At 70.9% G+C, this 21,648-nt stretch carries 13 protein-coding genes and 1 pseudogene; 6 read left to right on the forward strand and 8 right to left on the reverse strand.

Annotated elements, in window-relative coordinates:
* Window positions 1-197: 197 nt before the first annotated feature.
* Window positions 198-3,626, reverse strand: coding sequence for a caspase family protein (locus WMF29_RS27630; protein ID WP_437323127.1), 3,429 nt, complete (start codon window positions 3,624-3,626; stop codon window positions 198-200).
* 152 nt (window positions 3,627-3,778) lie between these two features.
* On the opposite strand from WMF29_RS27630, the pseudogene WMF29_RS27635 reads away from it, so the two are divergent.
* Window positions 3,779-5,328, forward strand: a pseudogene (locus WMF29_RS27635) (ATP-binding protein).
* A 484-nt stretch (window positions 5,329-5,812) separates the two neighbouring features.
* On the opposite strand, the gene valS reads toward WMF29_RS27635, so the two are convergent.
* From valS to WMF29_RS27660, 5 genes are all read right to left on the reverse strand, one after another.
* A complete protein-coding gene (gene valS, locus WMF29_RS27640; RefSeq protein WP_437323128.1) occupies window positions 5,813-8,512 on the reverse strand; it encodes a valine--tRNA ligase in 2,700 nt (899 codons plus the stop codon).
* Window positions 8,513-8,653: 141 nt separating this feature from the next.
* Window positions 8,654-9,388: a ferredoxin--NADP reductase gene (locus WMF29_RS27645; RefSeq protein ID WP_437323129.1), complete on the reverse strand. Its 735-nt coding sequence runs from the start codon at window positions 9,386-9,388 to the stop codon at window positions 8,654-8,656.
* 213 nt (window positions 9,389-9,601) lie between these two features.
* Window positions 9,602-9,811, reverse strand: a complete 210-nt coding sequence (locus tag WMF29_RS27650) for a hypothetical protein (RefSeq protein WP_437323130.1) — start codon at window positions 9,809-9,811, stop codon at window positions 9,602-9,604.
* Window positions 9,812-10,727: 916 nt separating this feature from the next.
* The gene (locus WMF29_RS27655) at window positions 10,728-11,408 is read right to left on the reverse strand and encodes a hypothetical protein (RefSeq protein WP_437323131.1); all 681 of its coding nucleotides are present in this window, start codon (window positions 11,406-11,408) and stop codon (window positions 10,728-10,730) included.
* Window positions 11,409-11,565: 157 nt separating this feature from the next.
* On the reverse strand, window positions 11,566-12,891 hold the full coding sequence (locus WMF29_RS27660) for a flavohemoglobin expression-modulating QEGLA motif protein (RefSeq protein WP_437323132.1): 1,326 nt from the start codon (window positions 12,889-12,891) through the stop codon (window positions 11,566-11,568).
* 358 nt (window positions 12,892-13,249) lie between these two features.
* Between WMF29_RS27660 and WMF29_RS27665 the strand changes: the two genes are divergently transcribed.
* A complete protein-coding gene (locus WMF29_RS27665) occupies window positions 13,250-14,710 on the forward strand; it encodes a serine/threonine protein kinase (RefSeq protein ID WP_437323133.1) in 1,461 nt (486 codons plus the stop codon).
* A 535-nt stretch (window positions 14,711-15,245) separates the two neighbouring features.
* Window positions 15,246-16,286, forward strand: a complete 1,041-nt coding sequence (locus tag WMF29_RS27670) for a serine/threonine-protein kinase (RefSeq protein WP_437323134.1) — start codon at window positions 15,246-15,248, stop codon at window positions 16,284-16,286.
* A 134-nt stretch (window positions 16,287-16,420) separates the two neighbouring features.
* Here the strand turns inward: WMF29_RS27670 and WMF29_RS27675 are convergent, their stop codons facing one another.
* The gene (locus tag WMF29_RS27675) at window positions 16,421-17,383 is read right to left on the reverse strand and encodes a serine/threonine-protein kinase (protein ID WP_437323135.1); all 963 of its coding nucleotides are present in this window, start codon (window positions 17,381-17,383) and stop codon (window positions 16,421-16,423) included.
* Between the two features lie 135 nt (window positions 17,384-17,518).
* The gene (locus WMF29_RS27680; RefSeq protein ID WP_437323136.1) at window positions 17,519-19,252 is read right to left on the reverse strand and encodes a serine/threonine protein kinase; all 1,734 of its coding nucleotides are present in this window, start codon (window positions 19,250-19,252) and stop codon (window positions 17,519-17,521) included.
* A 314-nt stretch (window positions 19,253-19,566) separates the two neighbouring features.
* Here WMF29_RS27680 and WMF29_RS27685 point away from each other — a divergent pair, with 314 nt between their 5' ends.
* The 3 genes from WMF29_RS27685 to WMF29_RS27695 all read left to right on the forward strand — a co-directional run bounded on the left by WMF29_RS27685 (window position 19,567) and on the right by WMF29_RS27695 (window position 21,636).
* A complete protein-coding gene (locus WMF29_RS27685) occupies window positions 19,567-20,517 on the forward strand; it encodes a sigma-70 family RNA polymerase sigma factor (protein WP_437323137.1) in 951 nt (316 codons plus the stop codon).
* A gap of 165 nt (window positions 20,518-20,682) precedes the next feature.
* Entirely contained in the window at window positions 20,683-21,099 is a 417-nt protein-coding gene (locus WMF29_RS27690; protein ID WP_437323138.1) for a VOC family protein, read from the forward strand.
* A 33-nt stretch (window positions 21,100-21,132) separates the two neighbouring features.
* A complete protein-coding gene (locus tag WMF29_RS27695; RefSeq protein WP_437323139.1) occupies window positions 21,133-21,636 on the forward strand; it encodes an SRPBCC family protein in 504 nt (167 codons plus the stop codon).
* Window positions 21,637-21,648 lie beyond the last annotated feature (12 nt).

Genomic DNA, 21,648 nt, shown 5'->3' on the forward strand with positions numbered 1-21,648 from the left:
ACGGCGCCTCGTCGGGAGCCATATGTAATCTACAAAACGATCATCCCGATGCGTGGTCTATCTCGGCACCTGGATCGCAGAGCGACCACGACGCGTTCTGGTGCCCGGGCGTCCGGAGACATTCGCGACCACAGCGCGTTCTGGTGCCCGGGCACCGAGGTCCTGGCCCGCCGTGCAGGGCAGCGCGCGGCGTGATCTCAACCGCCGAGTCGGATCCGGAATGGCGAGGCAGGCTCGTGGCCGCACTCCGTTGCCGCCCGGCAAGGCTCGACCTCGACGCGGTAATCGCCGGGCTCGAGGTCCTTGAGCGGCACACGGAGGCGCTGGACCTGGCCGCTCTTCCATGGCCCCGGCTCGAACACCTCGGGCCGCGCCGCCGGAGGCGTCTTGTCGATCGCGTACACGCCGATGCGCACGGACTCCGTATCATGGCCAAAGGCGATCTCGACCTCCAGGGTCCCGTCGATCCGATGCCCGAGCGCCGTCAGGCGACTTGTCCCGAGGACCGTCCCCTTCACGCGCGCGAGCGTGGTGCCTGGAGCGGCGGCCTCCTCGCTCGCCATCACCGCGGGCGCCTCGGCGGCGCGGAGCCGCGGCCACGCGAGCGGCAGCGTATCGAGCCCGCCGAAGAGGCGCGGGCGCTGCGCGTGGGTGCCGCCCAGCGCCCGGTTGAACGCCAGGCCGAGCGTGACCGCCTCGCGCTCGGGATCCACGGCCGCCGGGTCGGTCCAGGCCCCGACGAGCGCCTGCGTGAACACGCCCCCGCGCGGCGTCTCGGCGGCGTCGCTGCCAGAGCTGGCCGCGGTGACGACGCCGACGCGCTCGCTGTGGTCGTGCTCCACGCCGAGATCCTTGGGCAGCGAGAAGCCGCCGGCGCGCCCCGCGTCCAGGATGAGGAGCACGCGCCCCGCCTTCGACGCGGCGATGGCCTGGAAGAGGCGCGCGGCGGACAGCGCGTTCCGAGGATCGGCAGGGCGGGCGGGGTCGTAGTCGATGGGCAGGAGGAAGCCCTCGCCGCGCTGGTCGAGGCCGTGACCAGAGAAGTAGACGAGCAGCGTCTCCCCCTCGGCGGCGCCGGCGAGAAAACCGGTCACGGTCGGCTCCAGGTTGGCCGCGTCGAGATCCTTGGAGGCCTTGATGCGGTCATCGTCGAGGGCCCAGCCGTCGTTGCGCTGCAGGGCCCCGCGCATCGCGTCCACGTCGACCAGCGCGCCCGGGAGGCGCTTGACGCCCGGGGCGCGGTACGCGGCGTTGCCGATCAGCAGGGCGCGCGGGCGGAACGCGCGGGCGCGGAGGTCGGGCTCGGGCCGGATGTCCGCGCGGGCGCTCTCGCCGCCGGGGCCGAGCACGTCGAGGCGGTGGGGCGCCGGGGACCGATCGCCGAGGAGGAGCTCGACCTCGTACGCGGACACGGCGGTCGGGCTCGGGGTCACGCCGCGCACGTCCCAGCGGCCGTCGAGGCGCACGCGGGGGACGCCGCGCGGGGAGAAAACCGTGGCCCGGACGAGGAGGTGCCCCTCGGCCGTGCGCGTCGCCGACGGCGGGCTGACGCCGACGTGGGGGAGGCCGCCGAGCGTCGTGACCTTGCGGGTGACGGGGTCCTCGAAGCGCAGGCCGAGGGCGGCGCCGCTGCCGGACGAGACGAAGCGGCCGTCGGCGAACACCGTGGCCCAGCTGCCGTCACCGAGCGGGACGAGGTGGGCGACGAGGTCGCCCGACGGGAGCGCGCGCACCGAGGCGCGGCCATCGCCGAGGGCGGCGATGAGGTGCTTGCCGTCGGGGGTGGCGGCGATGGAGTGGATGGGCGCGTGCTCCTCGATGCGGAGCGGCGCTGCGGCGGCGCCGGCGTGAATCGGCCAGCGGACGAGCACTTCATCGTCACCGCCGGCCCAGAGGTGCTCGGGCGTGAGGACCAGGGCGTGGACCTGACGTTCGAGCCCCTCGAAGCGGCGGGGCGGGGCGTCGCCGGGCTCGGCGTCGCGGAGCGCCACGGTGCCGTCGGTGCCGGCCTCGGCGAGCCAGCGGCCGTCGGGGCTGTAGGCCAGCGCCATCACGCTCTCTCGGAGCATGGTGGCTCGTGGCCAGGATGCGTTCCGGTCTTCCGCTTGGACGAGGCTCACCCGGAGCACTCGTTCTGCCATCCCGGCGACGACCACTTCAGGACGGCCGGGGGCCACGGCGAGGGCATAGAGCGGCCGCCGCTCGGAGAGCAGCGTGGCCGGCGCCCCGCCCTCGCCGAGCGGCAGGAGCGTCAGATCCCCTGCGGCATCGGCCGACAGGACGGACATGCCGTCAGGGCTGGGGCGGACCGCCCAGGGGAAGTTGCGCAGCTGGCCAATCCGACGAGGGGGAGCGCTGGAGACGCCGGACATCGCGACGACGGCATGATCGAGACCCCCAGAGACCCAGCCGCCATCGGGAAGCGCGGCCAGCGCGGTCACCTCGCCCGCGTGGGCGGACCACCGGCCCGCGAGCGACCATGTGGCCGTCGACCACGCGCTGACGTTGCCGGCGCCGTCTCCGACGAGCACGGCTTGCCCCGCCGCGACGCTGCGCATCCGCCGCTGCGGGATCCCGAGCTGCCGCACGGCGAGCTCGCGATCCACGCCTGTGCAGTCCGCGACCCTGGGCAGCGCGATCGAGCCATCGTCGCCGGCCACCGCGAACCAGGTCCCGGTGGGATCGAACGCGGCGGCGGAGATGCCCGCCGATCGTTTCAGCTCACACCGCAGCGACCTGTCGGCGAGGCGGAAGACGCGAGCGCCTCCGGCGGCGTCTCCGGCGAGCAGCAGATCGCGCCGCGGGCTCAGCGCGAGCCCGTACACCCAGCGTTCCTGCGCGCCGAGGCGTTCGAGCGCGCCGCCGGGCTGGAGCAGCGTCACCTCGCCCTCGCCGCCGAGCGCGAGGAGGCCGCCAGGCAACGCCACCGCGCTCGCGGCGTCGTACCTGGCTGTCACGGCCTGTCGCCCATTCCACACCACGACACCGGCGTTCCCGCCTGCGAACGCGCGCCCGTCGTCGAGGTAGCCCGTCGCCCACACGACGCTGCTCTCACCAGGGCGGATGAGCGCGTCCTGTTCGAGGGTGGCTGCGCCCGAGCCCAGCTCCCAGGCCCTCGCCACACCGGAGAGCGTACCGACGAGGATCTCGCCTCCATCGGGTCGCACGCTGAGCGACATGACAGCATCGGTCGGGCTCAGGGCTCCGAGCCGCCGCCGCTCGCCGCTCTTGCGATCCCAGGCGAAGACCTCGCCGCCCCAGCCGCCGCTCACCACCCCGCGCCCGTCCGGCAGGAACGCACAGCCACAAACCCATCCGCCGTGCCCCTCCAGCCGCTGGACGACCCGGCCGGTCGCCACATCCCAGACGAGCAGCACCCGATCCTCGCCCCCGGACACGAGCTGCCGACCGTCCGGCGAGAACGCCAGGCAGGTCACCTTGGCGAGGTGCCCCTCGGGCTTCGCCAGCCGCGCCCCCGGCGGCGGCCAGGCCTCCGGAGGGGCGGCCGGCGTGTGCTGCGTTTGCTGCGACGGCGCCGGCGGCGCGCTTCCGCAGCCCACGATCGCCGCCACCACGGCGATTGCGCATAGCCCCGCCGCGCCGCCTCCGAATCGCCCGTTCGACATTGCCACCCATCCTATCTGATCGAGGTTCGCGGCCGCCGGGCGAACGCAGCGGACGTCGCCGCGCTGGCCCACCGGCGCCGCTCCGGCGAGCGAACACCGCTGCCAGCGGCGCGCTGGCCATCCCGCGCGCTGCTCTCTAGACTCGCGCCGCGATGCACCGCTGGTTCAACACTGCAGGCCCCTGCAATCCGGCCGACCACTACATGCTCCCGCCCGAGGAGCGCCTGCCGGGGGTGCGCGACCTCATCGATCGCAAAGCCTACTTCGTCCTGCACGCGCCGCGGCAGATCGGAAAGACGACATCGCTGCTGACGCTCGCCCAGGCCCTCACGCGGGAAGGGCGCTATGTGGCGGTGCTCGTCTCGATGGAGGTCGGCGCCCCCTTTCCCGACGACCCCGGCGCGGCGGAGCTCGCGATGCTGAGCGAGTGGCGAGGTAACGCGAGCTCGCAGCTCCCCGAGGACCTGCAGCCGCCGCCCTTCCCGGATGCGCCCCCTGGCCAGCGCATCGGGGCCGCGGTGCGGCCTGGGCCCAGGCCGCACCGCGGCCCCTCGTCATCTTCCTCGACGAGATCGACGCCTTGCGAGATACGACGCTGATCTCCGTGCTACGTCAGCTCCGGAGCGGATATCCGGGCCGCCCGCATGGCTTCCCGCACGCGCTCGCCCTCATCGGTCTGCGCGATGTGCGCGATTACAAGGTCGAATCCGGCAACAGCGACCGCCTCGGCACGTCGAGCCCGTTCAATATCAAGGTCGAGTCGCTCACCCTGCGCAACTTTACCCGAGAAGAGATCGCCGCCCTCTACGCCCAGCACACGGCCGAGACGGGCCAGAGCTTTCAAGCGAGCGCCGTGGATCGGGCCTTCGAGCTCACCCAGGGCCAGCCGTGGCTCGTCAACGCGCTCGCCCGTCAGCTCGTCGACGTCCTGGTCAAGGATCGCGCGCAGCCCATCACGGCCGCGGACGTCGATCGCGCCAGGGACATCCTGATCGAGCGGCAGGACACGCACCTCGATAGCCTGGTAGAGCGCCTGCGCGAGCCACGCGTCCGCGCCGTGATCGAGCCCATGCTCGCCGGCACCGCATTGCCAAGCGTGCCCTCCGACGACCTTCGGTTCGCGATCGACCTCGGCCTCGTGCGCATGACCGCGGAGGGCGGACTCGGTATTGCGAATCCCATCTACCGGGAAATTATCGTCCGCGAGCTCGCGTTCCCGATCCGGGCGTCACTGCCCCAGATCAAGGCCACATGACTCACCCAGGACGGCCGCCTCGACGCCCATCGCCTGCTCGACGCCTTCCTCTCCTTCTGGCGCCAGCACGGCGAGCCGCTGCTCAGAGCGGCGCCCTACCACGAGATCGCGCCGCACCTCGTCGTCATGGCCTTCCTCCACCGCGTCGTGAACGGCGGCGGCAGCATCGAGCGCGAGTACGCCATCGGCCGGGGCAGGATGGATCTCTGCGTTCGTTATGCCGGCGAGACGCTCGCGATAGAGCTCAAGGTCTGGCGCGACGGCCGGCCGGATCCCCTCGCCGAGGGGCTCGCTCAGCTCGACGAGTACCTCGCCGGGCTGGGGCTCCAGCGCGGATGGCTCATCCTCTTCGACCAGCGCTCGGGACAGCCCCCCATCGCCGAGCGCACGCGCCGCGAGCTCGCGTTGACCCCTGCCGGTCGCGAGGTCGTCGTCATTCGCGCCTGAGCGCGCTCGTCGTTCAGGAGCTGTCCCGGGACGCTCTCGACGTGCCTTCCGACCCGACGCTGGCCGCGCGGGACCAGATGACGCGCGCGGCACGCGCCGTGCGGCACGGAATCACGGGCAAAGGAAGGCGCGAGGTGTCCTGACGGGTGCCTGGCATGTCCTGATGGGCACCCGCGTGTCCTGATGGGAGGCTGGCATGTCCTGATGGGCACCGACGCGTCCTGATGGAAGGCTGGCATGTCCTGATGGGCACCGACGCGTCCTGATGGAAGGCTCGCGTGTCCTGATGACCGCCGCGCATTTCCAGACGGCCGCGTAGTCAACGAGATCAACCCATCTCGCGGTGGAGAAATGGGCCGACGCCATCGGGCACGCGGCGCAGGGCATCCGCCGTCACCTCGCGGGAGTTCGTCCCCCCACAGCAAAGCCGTAGGCCCTCGCGGCGGGCTCCCTCCGCGAGGGCCGGGCCTATCTCGATACCGTGCTACTCCGTGGCCGCCGCCTCCCCTGCCCCGGCCGCCGCCGCAGCCGCCACCTCCAGCTCGCAGCGCACCACCTGGACCTCCCCGTCCGCGAGCTCCGCCCGCTCCACGAGCTCGTGCGCCCCTGCCCGCACCGCCGCGAGCACGTCCCCCAGCGCCGGCTTCAGCCGCGCCAGCGTCGCCGCGTTCGCCCCCAGCGCCAGATGCGTCACCACGCGCCCCACGCTCGCGCCCAGCTCGCTCTTCCGCTTGTTGACCGCCGCCATCGCCGCAGCCGCCAGCTCCAGGAGCCCCGCGTCCGCAGGCGCCGCGACCTCCGCGAAATCTCCCGCCGCCGGCCACTTCGCCCGGTGGATCGACCGCTGCCCCGTCTCCTCCGCGTACACCCAGGCCCAGACCTCGTCGGTGATGTACGGAAGCACCGGCGCGAACAGCCGCAGCAGCACCGAGAGCCCGAGCCGCAGCGCAGCCACCGCCGAGCCCCGCGCCGCGTCACCAGCGCCGCCCTCCCCGCGCGCACGCGCCTTCGCCAGCTCCAGGTACGCGTCGGTGAACCAGCGCCAGAAGAAATCCTCCGTCCGCTCGAGCGCCGCCGCGAACTCCTGCGCCTCGAACGAGCGCGTCGCGTCCGCCACCACCGCCGACAGCTTGTGCAAGAACGCCCGGTCGAGCTCCTCGGAGACCGGATGGACCTCCGCAGACTGGCTGAGCACGTACTTGCCCGCATTCCAGATCTTCGTCACGAGCCGCTTGCCGATCTTCAGCACCTTCTCGTCGAACGCCGTGTCCGTGCCGAGCCGCGCGCTCGCCGACCAGTAGCGGACCGCATCCGACGAGTAGTTGTCGAGCAGGTGCATCGGCGTCACGACATTGCCCTTGCTCTTCGACATCTTCTTGCGATCGGGGTCCAGGATCCACCCCGAGATCGCGATATGACGCCACGGGACCGACGCCTCGTGCAGCATCGCCTTCGCGATCGTGTAGAAGGCCCACGTCCTGATGATGTCGTGCGCCTGCGGGCGCAGATCGGCCGGGAACAGCCGCGCGTGGCGCCCCTCGTCGAGCCCCCAGTGCGAGCTGATCTGCGGCGTGAGCGAGCTCGTGAACCACGTGTCGAACACGTCGGACTCCGCCGTGAAGCCGCCCGGCTTGTCCCGCTGGGACGCGTCGTACCCGGGCGGCACGTCGACCGTCGGATCGACCGGGAGCATCTCGCGCGTCGCGAGCAGCGGCCTACCGTGATCCGGGTTGCCCTCGGCGTCGAGCGGATACCAGACCGGGAACTGCACGCCGAAATACCGCTGGCGGCTGATGCACCAGTCGCCCTGGAGCCCCTCGGTCCAGTTGCGGTACCTGAGGCGCATGAAATCCGGGTGCCACTCGATCTTGTCGCCGAACTCGAGGAGCTTTTCCTTCTTGTCCGCGAGCCGCACGAACCACTGCCGCGTGGGCACGAACTCGAGCGGCTGATCGCCCTTCTCGAAGAACTTCACCGCCCGCTCGATCGGCTTCGGCTCGCCCCGCAGCGCCGGGCCCGTACCCGCCACCGCCGCGTGCTCGTCGCGGCGGAGGAGCTCGACCACGGCCGCGCGCGCCTGCTTCACCCCCTTGCCCTGGAGCGGGGCATACGCCGCGTTCGCGGCGGCCGGATCGCGGCTCTGCCAGTCGCCCTCCCCGAACGTCACCGGGAGGACACGGCCGTTCTTGCCGAGCATCTGGCGGAGAGGGAGCTTCTGCTCCCGCCACCAGATCACGTCCGTCGCGTCGCCGAAGGTGCAGACCATCAGGATGCCCGTGCCCTTCTCGCGATCCACGAGCGTGCTCGGGAAGATCGGCACCGGCGCGCGGAAGATCGGCGTGAGCGCCGTCTTGCCGAAGAGGTGCTGATACCGCGGATCCTCGGGGTGCGCCGTCACGCCGACGCAGGCCGCGAGCAGCTCCGGGCGCGTCGTCGCGATGACGAGCTGCTCGCCCGTGCCCTCCACCGCGAACGCGATGTCGTGGAACGCGCCGGACTGCGGGCGATCCTCGACCTCCGCCTGCGCGACCGCGGTCTGGAAATCGACGTCCCACATCGTGGGCGCGAAGACCGAGTAGAGGTGGCCCTTCTCGTGCAGATCCAGGAACGACAGCTGCGCCGTCCTGCGGCAGTGATCATCGATGGTGGCATACTCGTACTGCCAGTCGACCGAGAGGCCCACCCGGCGGAAGAGCGCCTTGAAGACCTGCTCGTCCTCGCGCGTGACCTTGTGGCAGAGCTCGATGAAGTTCGGCCGCGACACGATGCGCGGCGGCTCCTTCTTGAGCGCCTCCGGCGCCGCCTGCGGCAGCGAGAGGCCGCGCTCGTACGGCGTGCGCACGTCCGTGCGGACGTGGAAATAGTTCTGCACGCGCCGCTCGGTGGGCAGGCCGTTGTCGTCCCAGCCCATGGGATAGAAGATGTTGAACCCGAGCATCCGGCGCTGCCGGACGATGACGTCCGTGTGCGTGTAGCTGAAGACGTGGCCGATGTGCAGCGAGCCCGAGGCGGTCGGCGGAGGCGTGTCGACCACGAAGGTCTCCTCGCGGGGGCGCGAGGGGTCATAACGGTACGTCCCGTCGGCCTCCCACGCGTCGGCCAGGCGCTGCTCGGCGACGGGCGAGTCGAAATGCTTCGGGAGCGTCGCTGGATCGATGGTGCGGAACGTCTTCTTGGTCGTCACGTGATCACCTGCAAAACTGACCCCGCAGGTACCGCCCGCGGGGGCGCGCATCCTACGTCGTACCCAGGGTAACGCTCAAGGCGCGCCGCGTCACCGGAGGGCGATCCACGCTCGCGTCCGCCCGGGATCGGCGCCTCCGGCTCAGTCGTAGCGCTCGACGTGGACGTGCTTGCGGGGGACGCCGAGCTCGCCGCGGGCGAGCTCGCGGACGAGCGAGACCATCCGATCGAGGCCGCAGATGAAGACCTGCGGGGCCGGATCCCCGCTCACCCCGGCGAGCTCCCGGTAGAGCTCGGGCACGTGCGCCTGCACGTAGCCGCGGCGGCCCGGCCAGGACGGGCCGCCGCGCGAGAGCGTGATCTCGTAGCGGATCCGGTCCGAGCCGCGCGCGAGCGCCTCAAGCTCGTCGCGGTAGATGACGTCGTCCTCGAAGCGCGCGCCGAACAGGACCCACAGGTGCGCGGCCGCCCCGGCGCGCAGCGACGCGTGCAGCATGCTCCGGAGCGGCGTGACGCCGGTGCCGGTGGCGACGAACAGCGAGGGCGCTGGGCTCTCGGGATCGCGCGTGAAGAGCCCGTGCGGGCCGACGGCGCGGAGCGTCGCGCCGGGCTCCAGCCGGTGCAGGTACTCCGAGCCGGCCCCGCCCTCCACCCGGGTGACCGCCAGATCGAAGCGAGGCGAGCCGTCGGGCGCAGAGGCGATCGAGTAGGCGCGCTTCACCTCACCGCCCGGGAGCGGGAGGACGAGGTTGACCCATTGCCCGGCCTCGAACAGGAACGCCCTGCCGTCGCTGCGCTCGAACGAGAGCTCTCGCACGAAAGGGCTGAGAGGCCGGACGGCGACGAGGCGGGCTTCGAACGGTTCGGCTTGGATCATGATGGGGCCTCTGCGGGGCCACAGGCTGCCGGGCCGCGCGGGTGGCGAGGTCTTACCGCAGCCCTCGCCCTGGCCCAATCACGATCGGAGCCGTCATGGCGCCGCCGGACGGCGTGGAGTCGCGGAAGTCTAGGCCTTCCGGCTCCACGCCGCCGGCGCGCACGGCCGGGCCGCCGCCCGTTCGCGGCGCTCCGGCGCCGGAGCGCAGCGGATCTACCGCTGCACGCCCATGCGCCGGCGCTGCGGGATGTTCAGCGCCGGCCGGGAGCGGTCCTGGTGGGGGAGCTTGCTCGGCGGGCGGGGCTCCCGGTGCGCGGGCTTCGGCGCGGGGACAGGCCCCGTCTGCGGCGGGCGCCGCTCGGGCGTCTTGGCCGAGCCGAGCTGCAGTGCGCGCTCGGGGAGATACGCGGGTCGCTCCGTCATGGAATCCTCCATTCGATCACTCATCACCACGGCAGAAAGAGCACCAAGGCTGAACGAACCCTTCGAAGAACCGGCTCTCATATACCCTCCATTCATCGTACGACCCCGGATTGCAGGCACACCGATGCCGCGACGGACGCTGGCCATGGACGCCGCCCCAAGGCCGCTCGACTGGCGCTCTCGCGCGATGGACGCACCTCCACGCATCGCCGGGGCAGGGCGGTCCGCATCACCACACGCCCCCTCGCGAGGCGCCTCAGCGCCTCGCCGTCAGGAGAGATGGCGAGTCGGCCCGCCGCGCCACGAACCATCCGGCTCGGTGCTTCGCGCGAGCGGCCAGCGAGCGAGGGCGTGCGACCGCGAGGTCAGCGACCTCCAGCGCATCGGACTCGTTCGCAGTTAAGCCACGCTCCGTCCCCACGAGCACACGATCCGCGCCCGCGCGGGGATCCGCGGGCGACCGTCGTGGCTGCTCACGCGCGGCACCAGAAGGGCGCCGTGCCTACCTGGGCAACAGGCGCTCCCCCTTCGGGGCCGCGTGACGGAGCGGTGGTATCAGAGGGAAGTGTGCATGATTGACGCGGGCGACGCGTCGACAGCAACGCTAGCACCGGAGCCAGAGATCGCCCAGCACTTTCTGGTGGTGGGGGGGCTTCGGCCGAAAGTGGGGTCTTTTGAACCGCCAGGACGCCAAAAGACGCCAAGATTTTTGTGGTTTCTTGGCGTCTTTTGGCGGCTTGGCGGTCATTCCGGCAGAGTGGGGGGGGATTCCGCCACCACCCACGTTCTGTGTCTGTGGAGGAGCGCTGTCCTCGCGGAGCGTTCCTCTCCTCATTAAACTTCTGCTTCTCCCCCCGCTCCACGAGCGGCAGGAGCTCGCACGGACACGCCAAGCCACCACACGCCAAGCCACCGCTCAGAACGTCAAGCGCAGCCCCACGCCGAGCGGGACCGCTCCAGGTGACGGACCGACGGCGCCCGGACCGACGAGGAGGCGCGCGGCGGCCGGCCCGCGCGTATCGAGCCCCTTCCGCAGCACCCGCTTCTTGCCGATCACGTAGAGCGGCAGGCCGACGCCGACCGCAGCCACGCCCCCGGCCGCCGTCGCCAGGGCCACCGTGTACGTGTCACGGTGCTTCGTGGCGGACTCGTCGTGGTTCGCGGTGATCAGCACCGCGCCGGTGACGAGGGCGGCTGCTCCGAGGCTCGCGAGGACGATGCCCGAGACCATCATGACCGTGCTGTTCCGCTCGGTCGTCCGCTCCACGAAGTCGCGGAGCTCTCTCTTCGTCGCCTCGATCTCCAGCTCGATCTGGCGCCCGTGGGCGTCTCGCATGCCCTCGTCTTCAACAAAATCGTGGACGGCGTCCGCCTCGTATTTGAGCGCCTTGATCCTCGCCTCGTACGCAGCGACCGTCGCCTCCCACATCGCCTGCGGCGGGAGCCCCTCCACGGCCGGCGCGGCCGGGGGCGCGGAGGGCGCGAGCTGCGGGGGCGGCGTGCGGTCCGCGCCCTCCGCCGGCGCCTGCGCGGCCGCGCTCGACGCGAGCACCGCGCCGGCAAGGGCGAGCGCCCACGCGACGAGGCGGCGGCGCACCGCGGCCGCGGCAGTGGAAGACGCGCGCGCCGGGGGCGCGGGGAGATGCGCGAAACGGGAATGGACTCGTCCCATCGGCGAGCGGCATACCTCAACGGTGGCGCAGCGACATCCGTCGCGTCCCGCTCGCCGGCTTACGCCCGCGCTCGCGGCGCGCTCACCCCTCCCGCGGCCGGCGGCGGCGTTTGCTCCCCTCCCCGTCCCCGACCGGCCGCGCCTCGGCGGCCACGCGGAGCAGTTCCTGGAAGTGCCGCTCCACCGGGCCGAGGTCGATGCCATCCATGAACGAGGTGAAGGCGAAAAAGGGCAGCAGCGTCTGCCAGGCGCGAAGCCAGCCCGGCAGGTAGCGCGGCCGCTCCAGCACGCCGGCCGCGCGCAGCTCCGCCAGCACCGCGATGTCGTCGAGCGCGATCCGGCCGCAGACGAGCAGCTCCACCTCGTCGCGCAGGCCGCCGCGCAGGACCGCGGCCAGGAAGGCATAGACCTCGAGCAGGCCGGCCAGGTAACAGGCGTCCTTCGTGAAGGGCGCGCCGCCCTCGACGAGCCCGCCGCGGCAGACGCGCTGGGCGTCGAAATAGGCGTCGCGGCGGCCGGCGCCGCGCTCGCGCAGGTACCGGTAGAGATCGAGGAAGCTCGCGCCCTGCTCTGCCATGTCCACGAGCCGCACCCGCTCGGCGAGCCGGGTGAGGCGGCCGATGGAGAGCGAGCGGCTGTACAGCTCGGCGAAGATGGCGAGCCCCTCCTGCGTGCGCGTGGTGCGCGGGCCGCCCGACCGCAGGAACGCGCACCGCGGCTGCGCCGCGCCGTTGTGCGCGGTGAGCGCGTGCGTCTCCACCTCGTGGTGCCACAGCCCCTCGGCCTCCCAGGACGCGAACGTGGCCTCCGGGCGGATGCGGACGCGGCTCATGCCGGCCACCACCTTGGCCGTGATCCGCGGGTCGAGCACGATCTCGAGGTCGAGCGGCGGCGTCCGCGCGGCGACGCGGGCGGCGAGCAGATCCCGGAGCGCGCCGGCGTCGAGCGGCTCCTCCTCGGGATCGCTGGCCTCGTCCCAGCCGTGGACGCGCAGGCGCGCCGTGAGGTGCTCGGCGAGGTCGATGTTGCGGACCTCGCCGCCGAAGAACCGCGAGCGCGCGCCGCCGTAGAGCGCCCGCGACCGCTCGGCGAACTCGCGGGTCCCCGCCGCCTCGAGCAGCTCCGCGGCCTGGATCTGCGCGCGGACGTTGTCCCGCAGCCAGCCGAGCGCGGGCGCGTCGCCGTCGATCGATCCGAGCAGCTCGCGCAGCTCGGCGATGCGCCGCGCGAGCCCGTCGCGATCCACGCGGTGCTCGATCTCGGGGAGGCGGTCCTCGCCGGCGGCGAAGAAGCGCTCCTCGACCTCGCGAGGCCAGGCGATGTCCTCGAGCAGCCGGAGCGCCTTGCCCTCGGAGAGGCGGGCGCCGACCCGATCGAGCTGCTCCAGCACGGCGCGGTCGATGCTCATGGCCCCATGCTCGCGCGAACCGCGGGGCGCGGAAAGCCGCCGGCGCAGGCGCTTGCGGCTCCGGCGCGGATCCGGGGCTGGATCGCGAGCGCGCCTGGCTCCGCGTGCCAGCGATCCCTGGCGGGACGATGTCGCGGGGGCGAACCGCCACGATCCCGCCCGCGGGCTCTGCTGAGATCGCCCGTGCGCAGGGGTTGCGTGCCGAAGCGCCCCGGAGGCCCCCGGCAACGTGTTGTCGGCAACCAGCAGGCCTGTGCCGGGGAGGCCAGCGCGAGGGTGTGCGCCGGCGCTCCCCGTGGCCACGCCGAGCATGTTGTTCAGCTCCTCGCATCCGGGATACATTGGAGCCTGAACCTCGATGAATGATGATCCCCAGCTGGCGCACTGTACAGCGCGAATCGGAACGGTCCTCCGGGGCAAATGGCGCATCGATTCGCTTATCGGCGTCGGCGGGATGGCTGCGGTTTACGAGGCGACACACAGGATCGGCCGGCGCTGCGCGATCAAGATCCTCCATCCGGAAATCGCGGTCTCGAAGGAGCTTCGAGCCAGGTTCGAGCAAGAGGCGCTCGCGGTAAACCAGCTCGGTCACCCCGCAGCCGTCAATGTCCTCGACATCGACACGAGCGAAGATGGCTCGCCGTTCCTGGTGATGGAGTTGCTCGACGGTGAATCGCTCGGCAAGCGCGCCCACGGCTCCGGCGGCATCACGGAGCGCGAGCTGCTCCGCGTTGTCTCGACCGTGCTCGAAGTGCTCGAAGTCGCGCACGGGCTCGGCATCGTCCATCGAGACATCAAGCCTGACAATCTGTTTTTGACCTCTTCAGGCGGCGTCAAGGTCCTCGACTTCGGGATCGCTCGAATGCAACAGGGCGGCTCCAACGTTCATACACGCACCGGCGCGATGCTCGGGACTATACCTTACATGTCGCCCGAACAGCTCACGGGTGGCCAGATCGATGGGCGGGCCGACGTCTTCGCCGTTGGCGCGACGATGTTTCGAATCCTGGCAAAGCGCCGTGTGCACGAGGGCTCCATGGAAAGCGAGCTCCTCATCAAAATGGCGACGCAGCCTGCGCCGGCCCTGCGCACCGTTGCCCCCTCCGTCAGCCCAGAGGTTTGCGCCATCGTCGATCGCGCGCTCGCTTTCGATCCATCGCGCCGCTATCCGACGGCCCGCGCCATGCGCGAAGACATCGAGCGCGTTCTGGGCGCCAATGCTGCCCCTCACGCGCCAGCCCCAGTGTCGATCCGAGCCGACGTGTCGTCTCCCATCAGCGTCGATGGCCCGACGATGGCCGCTCCCGCTCCCGGCCAAGCGATGCAGGCACCGATGGTCGTACCCGCGCCGCCTCGATCCGCTGCAACCAGCCCACGAGCGAGCTCGAATTCGCCATTCTTGATGATCGCAGTGATCGCCTCGTTCGCTGTCGCCGTTTGCCTCGCCGCCGTCTTCTTCGTTGCTCGTTCGCGAGGCTCCGTCGAAGGCACTCGTGAGAGCGCGGACGACGAGACATCGCAAGAGGACAAGACGAGCGGTAGCTCTGGCACGATGGCCACGGCTTCCACTGCCAGCACGCCATCCACGCCATCCTCGACCGCTGCGCCCCCCTCGACGCGCCGGCCCGCCCCCAATGGCAAGTATCGCCTCCTCGTCAAAGACGGCAAATATCCATTTTGCGTCACGTCGAAGCTGAAACACGCCTATCCAGTACGCACGAATGACGAGGGCGTCAAAGTGTGCAGCGGCACCCCCGATGGGCCCATTCCGATTGAAGGCCTCAAAGCCTACCACCCCTCGGAGCTTCAATGGGAATAGCTTCGTGAGGTGCGGCGGCCTCGTCGTGCACCGTGGCGGCGTGCCGAAGAGCACCCAGCCGCCCAACTCTTCGATCGCTGTCCCCCGATGTCTTCATCATGCCTTCGGGGCGGGGCTGGAGGTTCCGGCGATGCGGGCGGCGACCAGCGAGCTACGGTTCGATGCACCGTGGACATCCGTGTAGGCTGATGTCGGTGTACGGAACCAGATCCACGAACATCGCGGAACTGCACAGATCTTCCGTACGGAGGGTGGATTGAGCAGGATGTCCACTCGGACGGCGGTGCGGTTCCTCCGCTCTCAGCGCCTTTGTGCGTGTACAGTCCTCGGCATGCCAGGGACAATCCCACCCAAGGGGCCCTCAAGCACCGACGACGTCACGGTGCCGATGCTCGGGAGACAAGGCGACGCATCCGTCGTTGAGCTCACAAGCTCGGCGCTGGTGGAAGAAATCGAGACTGCGGCGCGGCCGTGGTCGGACGACGCACCCACGTTGGTGCGCTCAGACAACAGAGCGCCAGCGCTGATCGGGAGCTTGATCTCGGAGCGGTACCGCGTCCACGAGCTCATCGGGGAGGGGGGTATGGGAGCCGTGTACCGCGGCGAGCAGGTGCACCTCCGCAAGCAGGTCGCGATCAAAGTCCTCCAGCCGAGCGCCCGGAACCTCCCCCAGATCGTGGCGCGGTTCGAGCGCGAGGCGATCGCGGGGGCGCATATCCAGCATCCGAACGTGGTCTCCGCAAGCGACTTCGGTCAGCTCGCGGATCGGTCGCATTTTCTCGTCCTCGAGTATGTCGAGGGCACCCCGCTCCAGGACGTGATCGCCTCGGCGCCGCTCCCCGCGCGGCGCGCGCTCCACATCGCGCGGCAGATCGCGTCTGCTCTGGAGGCGGTGCACGCGAAGGGGATCGTGCACCGCGATGTGAAGCCGCAGAACGTCCTTCTCGGCGACCGTGATCAGGTGAAGCTCATCGATTTCGGCCTCGCCAAGGTGAACGTGGAGCTCCTGTCCACGGAGAGCCGCGAGGCCGCGCGCAAAGGCCAGGACCTCACCGCTGCCGACCAGGTCCTCGGCACGCTCAGTTATCTCGCGCCGGAGGCCGTGCGCGGCATGGATGCCGTCGATGCTCGCGCAGATCTTTATGCGCTTGGAATCATTTTGTACGAAATGCTGTCCGGGAGGAGCCCGTTCGACGCGAGCGACGGCCAATCTTCCTTCCGGAAGCGGCTCGTCGAGGATGCGCCCCCCCTCCGCCAGCGTGCGCCGGGATCAGGTATCCGCCCCGACGTGGAGGCGCTCGTGATGCGGCTCGTCCAGCGAGACCCGATCCAGCGCTATCCGACGGCTACGAACGTGATCGCGGCCATCGACGGGGCCATTGCGGCGATGGAGAACGCGCCGAGGCAGATCGAGCCGACCGTTGCGATGCAGCCCGGTGCTCCGGGGCACCAGACGAGCGCGACATCGCTCGCGTCCAGGTGGAGCTCGCCGGCGATGCGGCCGTGGCTCATTGCGTCCATCGTCGTATCGCTCTTGCTCAGCGTCGCGCTCTTGATCGCCATCCTGCTCAGCTGACAGAGACTCAAAATGGCCACATCGAGAGAGCGGGCTCATCGCTCGGCGGCAGCTCCATGAGCCCCGTCGGCTCGGTCCCCCGCCGCTGACGCGCGCCACGGCCGCGCAGGGCGCCCTTCGCGAGGTGAGCTCCCTCAGCGACGCGGAAGCGGGGCCCCCGCCGGGATCCGCCCTTCCTCGACGGCCACGACGTAGGGCGGCAGGCGGCCCGACCGCACCGCGCGGACGTCGGCGCGCATCGTCGCCGCGTCCGGGTAACGCTCGACCTTGTCGAACGCGAGGGCACGATCCACGACGTCGCACACCTCCGAGGGCACGTCCGGCGCGCACTGCGCGAGCGACGGCGCCCGCGCCGTCGCCGCGGCGATGAGCAGGCGCGCCTCGGCCACGTGGCCGTGGATCGCGCGACCGGAGAGCAGCCGAAACATCGTGGCGCCCAGGCCGAAGACGTCGGTCCGGCCGTCGATCTCGCGGACCATCCCCCTCGCCTGCTCTGGCGCCATGTACTCGCACGTGCCGAGCGCCACGCCCGTCTTCGTGGCCGTCTTCTCCGGCAGCTCCCCCATCCCGAAAGGAAGCGGATCGAGCACGCGGGCGATCCCGAAATCGAGCACCTTCACCCGCCCATCGCTCCCGATATGCAGGTTCTCGGGCTTGATGTCCCGGTGAACGACGCCGTACGCGTGCGCCACGACCAGCACATCGAGGACCCGCTCGGCGAGCGCCAGCACCTCGCCCACCGCGAGCGTCCCCACCCGGGCCATGCGGTCGAAGACCGTCTCGCCCTCGAGCACCTCCATCGCAAGGTAAGCGGCGCCGTCGTCCGCGACGCCCGACTCCAGCACGAGCGGCAGCCCCTCGCAGAGCGGGCCGACAGCCGCCAGGGCGCTGCCGATCGGGCCCTCGCGCAGGAAGCGCTTCCGGAGCTCCTCGATCTGGCTCAGCGACGGGTGCAGAACCTTCACCGCCGCGACCTGGCCGTCAGCGCGCCGGCCAAGGAAGACGCTCGCCATCCCGCCGCCACCGAGCACGCGCTCCACCGTCCAGGTCCCGATCTGGGTGCCGATACGCCGCGCCGCGAGTTCCTCGTCGTCCATCGAGCGGGCGGATGGTACCATCCCGTTCACCAGGAGCGATCGCGAAAGGCCACTCGGCCAGCTGGAGAGTCCGCGCAAAGCCAGAGGAGGCGCGTGACCTCCGGCGGATAGCAGCGCATGAGCGCGACGCGGCGATCAGTCGGGGCATGGGGCCCCGCACGCCATGACGTTGCCAGGACAGGCTTCTATCTGCCCGAGACACGTGCCGATGACGCAATCGGAGCCAGGCGTGCAGTACACCAGACATGGAGCGCTCGTCATGCAATTGACCGAGCAATCACCTTCGCACCAGATCTTGTGCATCCCCGCTCCCATGCAGTTCACCAGCGCGTCTCGGCGCGCCCCGATGTCGCAGACGGTCCCGTCCTGACAAGCGATCTGGCACGGTTCATCGCACACGTGATCGCAGTCGTTTGTCAGCATACAGCTGGTCCGCTGCGACGCGCCGCGCCCTTCCTCGGGGCCGCGGCTCGATGGGCCAGGGAGGCGGGCTCTCGTGTCGCCCTTCTTCTCGGGGCCGGGATCCGGAGCCTTTGCCAGGGGGCGATCCGCCGCCGGGCCACCGGGAACCTTGGCGGGCGGTGGGGCCGCCGGTCGCTGCGCGCCGGTCGCCCCCGGCGATCTCGCGTCGGGCTCGACGTTCACCGCACGGAGAACCACGGCGGCGAGCACGCCCGCGGCGAGCAGCGGGAACGCCAGCACGGCCCATCGCAGCCTCCGTCCACGTACCGTGGTCGCGGTCCACGGCGTCGCCTGGGTGAACCCCGACGCCGCCGGTGAGGGGGCACGAGCCGGAGCGACGGCCGATCCGCCGCCCGGGACGCCCTGCGCGCTCGACCTATTCGGGGCGCTGGCGATGGAGACATCGCGGATGACGCTCCCCATGTCACCTGCCGGCGGCGGGGCGGGATGCAGGCCACCGGCGCCCGAGGCGCGCACCGAGACGGCCGAGGAAGGGGCGAGCCCCTGCGGCATCCACACCGTCGTGGCGGTGCTGAGCGGATCCGCCGCGGGGGCCCCGGCCGCGCCGAACCGCAGGGCAAAAGCGGGCGGTTGACCGGCGAGGACCGCGCGCACGTCCTGCTGCATGACCGTCGCGCTCGGGTAGCGCTCGCCTCGATCGAACGCGAGCGCGCGATCGATGACGGCGCACACCCACTGCGGGGTCTCCGGAGCGACGCTCGCGAGCGGCGGCGCAGGCAGCGTGGCCATCTTGACGACCAGATCGGTGTCAGAGCTCGCGTCATGGATGCGCCGCTTCGTGATCAGACGAAACATCGTCGCTCCGACCGCGAACAGGTCGGCACGCGCGTCGATCTCGTCGCCTCTGACTTGCTCCGGTGGCATGTAGGCGACCGTGCCGAGCGTCGTTCCCGTGCGCGTCCGGACGTAGTCGGCCGCGGCCTGCCTGACGCGGGCGACGCCGAAGTCGAGCACTTTCAGGCGCCCGTCGCGGAGGCGGAACAGGTTGTCTGGCTTGATGTCGCGGTGGATGATGCCGTGCGCATGGGCCGCTGCCAGCACGTCCAGCAGCCCGTCCACCATGGCCAGCAGCTCGGCCATGTCGATCCTGCCCAGGCGCCTCGCGTACCCGGCGAGCGACTCACCATCGAGCAGCTCCATGACGAGGAACGGGCAGCCGTCCGCCGTCGCGTCGATATCGCGTATTTCCACCGCGCCGGGATGGACGAACCGATTGACGGCTTGCGCTTCCTGATCGAACCGCGCGCGCAGCTCGGGCATGCGCGCGATCTCGGGGTGGAGGATCTTGATGGCATCTCGCCGCCCGATCTTGTGCGCGCCGACGTAAACAGCGGCCATGCCGCCCGAGCCCAACAACCGCTCGATCGTCCACTTCCCGCACAACACGGTGCCGACTCTGCGCTGCAGTTCCTGGTCGTCCATATCCGGGTTCAGGGTTGCTAATTTGTCGAACGGAGTCCTCGCGGCGCCCCAGCACCGCCCTGACCGTCGCCCATCCTAGCCGATTGGCCGTGGCGTCGTGACCGCGCGACACTCGGCGTGCCGTCCCGGGTGTGTCGACGACCGAGCGCAGCCGCAGGCCGACCAGGCCAACCCAAAGTGCCCGAGTCGAGACCAGCGCCCTGCCCGAGGCGCGCGTGTCGCGCGACGAGGGAGCGTGACCGTGGATCCGCCCGAAAGCCGATGGTACCGTCGCCGCGATGTCGGGGAGCGTGGATCAGCTCGAGGAACACCGCGCGGCGCTCACAGGGCACTGTTACCGGATGCTCGGTTCCGTGGTCGACGCCGACGACGCCGTGCAGGAGACCATGGTGCGCGCCTGGCGGAGCCTCGACAAGTTCGACGGGCGATCGTCGCTGCGCACCTGGCTGTACCGCATCGCGACGAACGTCTGCCTCGACGCGCGGGCCGATCGCGCGCGCCGGGCGCGCCCGCTCGAGGAAGGCCCTGTCGGCACCGTGGACGACGAGCTCCAGACGCGCCCGCGCACGCACTGGCTGGAGCCCGTCCCCGACGCGCACGCCCTCCCGGCGGACATCGACGCCGCGGAGCGGGTGGTGCTCCGCCAGAGCATCCGCCTCGCGTTCGTCGCGGCGCTCCAGCACCTGCCGCCGAAGCAGCGCGCCGCGCTGCTGCTCACGGAGGTGCTCGGGTGGTCCGCCGCCGAGGTCGCCGACAGCCTCAGCACCTCGGTCGCCGCGATCAACAGCGCGCTCCAGCGCGCGCGGGCGACGCTCGCGAGCCGCGATCTCGGCGACGTGCGCGCCGCGCTGCCGGAGCCAGAGGCCGCTCTGGTCGACCGCTACGTCACCGCCTTCGAGCAGTACGACGTGGACAGGCTCGCGGCGCTGCTGCACGAGGACGCGACCCTGTCGATGCCGCCTTTCACCCTCTGGCTCCGCGGCCCCGACGCCATCCGCGCGTGGCTGCTGGGCCGGGGCGCGGGCTGCCGCGGCTCGCGGCTCGTGCCGACGGCCGCCTGCGGCTCGCCGGCGTTCGGCCAGTACCGCCCCGCGCCGGAGGGCGGCCACCGGGCCTGGGCGCTCATCGTGCTCGAGCTCGCGGGGGACCGCATCGCCAGCATGACGTCCTTCCTCGACACCGAGACGCTCTTCCCGCGGTTCGGCCTGCCGCTCGAGCTCCCCGCGTAGCCCCCGCGCCCGGCCGGATCGGGGCGGCGAATTTTTTTCCGGTCGACCGATGAGTCCCGGCGCAGGCGGGGGTCTGTGGGGGTGAACTCCGGCACGACGGCTCCCCATGGCCGCGATCGTTGCCGGCATCACCCGGCGTCCATGCTCGAACAGGAGAAGAGGACCATGACAACGAACAGCGCTCGCAAGATCTTCGTCAACCTGGCCGTCCGCGACCTGAAGCGGTCGATGGAGTTCTTCGCGAAGCTCGGCTTCGAGTTCAACCCGCAGTTCACGGACAACAACGCCGCCTGCATGATCGTCAGCCAGGAAGCCTTCGTGATGCTCCTCGTGGAGCCGTTCTTCAAGGGCTTCACGAAGCGGGAGATCTGCGACACGCGCACGCACACGGAGGGGATGTTCGCGCTCTCGTGCAGCAGCCGGGCCGAGGTCGACGAGATCGTGAAGAAGGCGATCGCGGCGGGCGGATCGCACGCCATGGATCCGCAGGATCACGGCTTCATGTACGGCTGGAGCTTCTACGACATCGATGGTCACCACTGGGAGGTCGTCTGGATGGCCCCCGAGGCGATCCAGTCGTAGCCGGCGCCTCGACGGAGGAGAAGGAGGAGAGCCATGGTCGAGAGCCAAACAGCGAACAGCGATAGCTTCCAGGTCACGACGCCGTCGGCGGACGAGGTCCGCATGACGCGCCTGTTCAACGCGCCGAGGCACCTCGTGTTCGAGGCGATGACGAGGCCCGAGCACATCAAGCGGTGGTGGGGCTGTCTGGGCGAGGGCTACTCGGTGCCCGTCTGCGAGATGGACCTCCGGCCGGGCGGCAAGTGGCGCTTCGTGAACCGCCACCCCGGGGGCGAGGCCGCGTTCCACGGCGAGAACCAGGAGATCACGCCGCCGAGCCGGCACGTGTTCACCGAGATCTTCGAGCAGTTTCCGGACACTGTCACGGTGGTGACGGCGGTCTTCACCGACGAGGGCGAAAAGACGCGGCTCACGGCCACGGTGCGTTATCCGTCGACGGAAGTGCGCGACATCGTCCTCGCGTCCGGGATGCCCAAGGGCGCGGGCATCAGCTACGACCGCCTCGAAGATCTGGTCGCGCAGCTGCAGCAGCGATGAACCGACCGGCCG

Source organism: Sorangium sp. So ce381 (assembly GCF_051473845.1).
Lineage (GTDB): Bacteria > Myxococcota_A > Polyangia > Polyangiales > Polyangiaceae > Sorangium > Sorangium atrum.